This window comes from Variovorax sp. P4_D9 (genome assembly GCF_056401695.1).
Genome location: NZ_JBFUIU010000803.1, coordinates 1 through 3,961 on the forward strand (window position 1 = coordinate 1; position 3,961 = coordinate 3,961).

Consider the following 3,961-nt stretch of genomic DNA (forward strand, 5'->3'; position numbering starts at 1 on the left):
GACAGTGATGGCCGTGCCCACCGACGTGACAGATCCCGACAGCGTGCAGGCGCTGTTCACCGCGATCGAACGCAGCTTCGGCCGACTGGATCTCTTGTTCAACAACGCCGGCGTGAACGCCCCGGCGGTGCCGATGGACGAGTTGCCGCTGGAGAAATGGTTCAGCGTGCTGAACACCAACGTGACCGGCGTGTTCCTGTGTGCGCGCGCGGCCTTCGGGCTGATGCGCCGCCAGTCGCCGCAGGGTGGACGCATCATCAACAACGGCTCGGTCTCGGCGCACACGCCGCGCCCCTTTACCGCGCCCTACACCGCCAGCAAGCACGCGGTGTCGGGCCTGACCAAGGCCCTGGCTCTGGACGGCCGTGCATTCAACATCGTGGCCAGCCAGATCGACATCGGCAATGCGCTGACCGAGCTGTCCGAGCGCATGACGCGCGGGGTCTTGCAGGCCAACGGCACGGTCGCGCCCGAACCCATGATGGACGCGAAGCACGTGGCCGACGCGGTGCGTCACATCGCAGCGCTGCCGCTCGGCGCCAACGTGCTGAACATGACCGTCATGGCCAGCGCCATGCCCTTCGTCGGGCGCGGCTAGAGAACCCGATGCAGAGCCACGGGCATCGACGGGCCCGCCGGCGCTGCATGACGATTCGACCCATCAGCAAAAGGAGACACCCCATGCAACTCACATCCCCGTTCAAGATCCTTGCCGTCTCGGCGGTCCTGGCCATGGTGCCGGCCTTGGCATCGGCCCAGGCCTACCCGACCCACGCCATCAGGATCATCGTGCCCGCCCCGCCGGGCGGCGCGATCGACACCATCGCCCGCGTCGTCGGCGACAAGCTCGCGCTGTCAATGGGGCAGCCGGTGGTCATCGACAACAGGCCTGGCGCATCGAACAACCTCGGCACGGATGTGCTCGCCAAATCAGTGCCCGATGGCYACACCATCGGCATCGTGGGCGGCAGCCACAACACCAACAAGTTCCTTTTCAAGAACCTGGGCTGGGATCCGGAGAAAAGCTTCGAGCCCATCGTCTACACCCACGAGGTTCCGCTGGTGTTCGCCATCTACCCGCAGATTCCCGCCAAGACACTGCCCGAGTTCGTGGCCTGGATGAAGGCCAATCCGGATCAGGCCAAGGTCGCCACCTCCGGCCGCGGCAGTGCACAGGAAATGGCGGCCGAGATGTTCCGCATGGCCAGCGGCGTGCAGATGCTGCTGGTTCCTTACWAGGGATCTTCCGCCGCCCAGCCGGATCTGCTGGCCGGGCGCACCGCGCTCTACATCGACACGATCAGCGCCATCCAGTCGCAGGTGAAGGCCGGCAACGCACGCGCCGTTGCGGTGTCGACCCGGAAGCGGGCAGCGTCCCTGCCGGACGTGCCGACCGCGGAGGAACAAGGGCTCAAGGGCTACGACGCCAATACCAATGGCGGGTTCCTGGCGCCGGCCGGAACGCCCAAGGCGATCGTCACCAAGCTCAATGCCGAGATCAACGCTGCGCTGAAGCTGCCCGATGTGCGAGCCAAGCTGGAGGCTGCCGGCATCGAGATCCAGGGCGGAACGCCGCAGGAGTACGCCGCAGTGATCAAGTCCGACCTCGCCAAGTGGGGCAAGGTCGTCAAGGAGGCAGGAATCCAGCCGGAGTGAGACGGCGGCGGGGTCGATGTCCCAGGAAGTGGTGAAAGCCATTTCGCGAATGGATTCTGACGAAGGCGATCGGCGCGGGGTATCTTGTGCGGTATTGGACATTGGATCTGTATCCTTGGGGCGGCAGGTTTGGCCTCACGCGATCTCTCGCTCGGAGATACCTTGGCGCATCTTTGCTCATGGCGGATACGGACGGAGGCTGTAGAGTGACGTCCAACCGAAAACACTTGGGGGTGTCGTCATGAGATTCACGGCCTTGCTGCGTGCTGTCACGCGTCTCGCATCGACGACTTCCCTCGCGCTGCTCTGCAGCCACGCGCTGGCGCAGTATGGCAACGTCGATCGCATCGTCGTGTTCGGCTCGAGCTTGAGCGACACCGGAAACGCCTTCGTCTGGTTGTCCGAGCCTGCCAACCAGGCATGCGGGACGCGGCTGAATGTGCCACCGTACGATGCGCTGGACGACAACCTGACGCCCGACGGCCCGTATGCCAAGGGCGGCCACCACGTCACGAACGGCGCGACCTGGATCGAGGATCTGGCTCGCCAACTGGCGCGTGCCGGCAACGCGCGGCCGGCCTTGCGCCCCGGCGGCGGCCAGGCCAGCAATTACGCGGTTTTCGGCGCGCGGGCGGTGACCTTCCCGTGCCGCTTCAGCCTGCCGGAACAGGTCGGCGCGTATCTCGCCGACTTTCCGCAGACCTCGGGGCAGACCTTGGTGGCGCTGGAGGTCGGCAGCAACGATGTACGCGACGCGCTGGTCGCGGCGGCGCTGCTTGGGCAGGATCCAGCTCCGTTGCTCCAGCAAGCTCTCGGAAGTGTGGCCTATCAGGTCGGCCTGCTGCAGGCCTATGGAGCGCGCAAGTTCCTGTTCGTGAACGTGCCGGACATCGGAAAGACCCCGGCCGTGCGTCAGCTCGACAAGCAGTTTCCGGGCCTCGCGGGCCTGGCGACAACCCTGTCGCAGGCCTACAACCAGGGGCTGGCCGGCGTCGTGCAGTACGCAAACGGGGCCGGCGCGCAGGCACGCGTGCTCGACGTCTACACATTGCTGAACATGGTCGTCGCCGATCCGGCCGCCTATGGTATGACCAATACCACCAGCGCCTGCGTGACGCCCGCCCTGCCGCCCTTCCAGTGCAAGACGCCGGACAGCTATGTGTTCTGGGACGGCATCCACCCGACAGAAGCGATGCACGCAATCGTTGGGCAGCAGGCGATCGCTGTGGTGTCCGCACCCTGAAGTTGGCGGTGCCAGCCGCTGCCCTCCACTTGGCAGCCGCCAAGTGACCCTTGAGCTATTGACCCGTTGAGACACCGCCGAGCAGCGCCCAGTGGTTCGAGCGCAGATCGCGCAGATGTGCCGCGCGCCTCGGGCACTCCAAGACGAACCAGGCCGGAGACCTTCGCCCCGAGGACGTGAAGCCGCTGGCGGGCAGCGCCGCGCTGGCCATGGCGGCCTGGCTCGAGGCCAGCGGGATCAAGGAAGGCGCCCTCTTCCGGCGCATCCGCAAGGGCGGGCATCTGGGCGAGCCACTCGCTCCTGCGGCCGTGCGCGATATCGTGAAGGAGCGGTGTGCGCTCGCGAGGGTCGAGGGAACGTTCTCGGCCCACTCGCTGCGCGCCGGCTTCGTGACCGAGGCGGGCAAGCAGAACATGTCATTGCCAGAGACCATGGCGATGACGGGGCATCGGAGCGTGGCGACCGTCGTGGGGTATTTCCGGGCCGAGAGCGCGCTCAACAGCAGGGCCAGCCGAATGCTCGATGAGGAACCACCTGCTTCGAGGTGATTGCACCTAAAGCCTGTTGCGCTTTCTCCCCTCGTCCCGATCAGCTGCACCATGATTGCGCGATGCTCTTCGCAAGGCCGAAGAGATCACGACACCATTGGGCTGCATCGCACCGGGTTGTTGCCGCGTACTTTCCAGAGGCAACGTGCGGCCAAGGTCAAGCCGGAAATACCGCTTTGTGAGGGCAGCAATCGGATTTCGGCATCAGGCCCCGTCGCGCCCGCCAAGCCGCCGCTTTGCTTCTGCGGCTAGCGCGATTTGAGCGTCGGTGGTCGGCTCGAAGGCTTTGACCGCGACCGCCTTCCCGTGCGAATCAACGGAGACCATCACGACCGCGCACTCCGTGGTGGTCTCGAGCTCCCCGCCTTTCAAGTCACCGGAGCGCACTTCAACTGCGATCGTCATGGAAGTGTTCCCCGTGCACGCGATTCGCGCCTCGACTTCCACAACATCTCCGATGACGATTGGGTTCACGAAGCGAATGCCACCAACGYAGGCGGTCACGCAGTAGCGC

The 3,961-nt window shown here is 65.5% G+C and carries 4 protein-coding genes and 1 pseudogene; 4 read left to right on the forward strand and 1 reads right to left on the reverse strand.

Annotated features, from left to right (window positions below):
• The 4 genes and pseudogenes from AC1DY5_RS45595 to AC1DY5_RS45610 all read left to right on the forward strand — a co-directional run.
• On the forward strand, positions 1-598 hold a 598-nt coding region (locus AC1DY5_RS45595; protein ID WP_478120990.1), incomplete at its 5' end, for an SDR family oxidoreductase.
• An 83-nt stretch (positions 599-681) separates the two neighbouring features.
• Positions 682-1,656 carry a Bug family tripartite tricarboxylate transporter substrate binding protein gene (locus AC1DY5_RS45600; RefSeq protein WP_478120991.1) on the forward strand — a complete coding sequence of 325 codons (975 nt, stop codon included), beginning with the start codon at positions 682-684 and terminating at the stop codon, positions 1,654-1,656.
• Positions 1,657-1,912: 256 nt separating this feature from the next.
• Entirely contained in the window at positions 1,913-2,899 is a 987-nt protein-coding gene (locus AC1DY5_RS45605; protein WP_478120992.1) for an SGNH/GDSL hydrolase family protein, read from the forward strand.
• Between the two features lie 128 nt (positions 2,900-3,027).
• Positions 3,028-3,447, forward strand: a pseudogene (locus AC1DY5_RS45610) (tyrosine-type recombinase/integrase); the annotation flags it as partial.
• 204 nt (positions 3,448-3,651) lie between these two features.
• Here the strand turns inward: AC1DY5_RS45610 and AC1DY5_RS45615 are convergent.
• Positions 3,652-3,961, reverse strand: a 310-nt coding sequence (locus AC1DY5_RS45615; protein WP_478120993.1) for an acyl-CoA thioesterase, incomplete at its 5' end; no start/stop codon positions are given.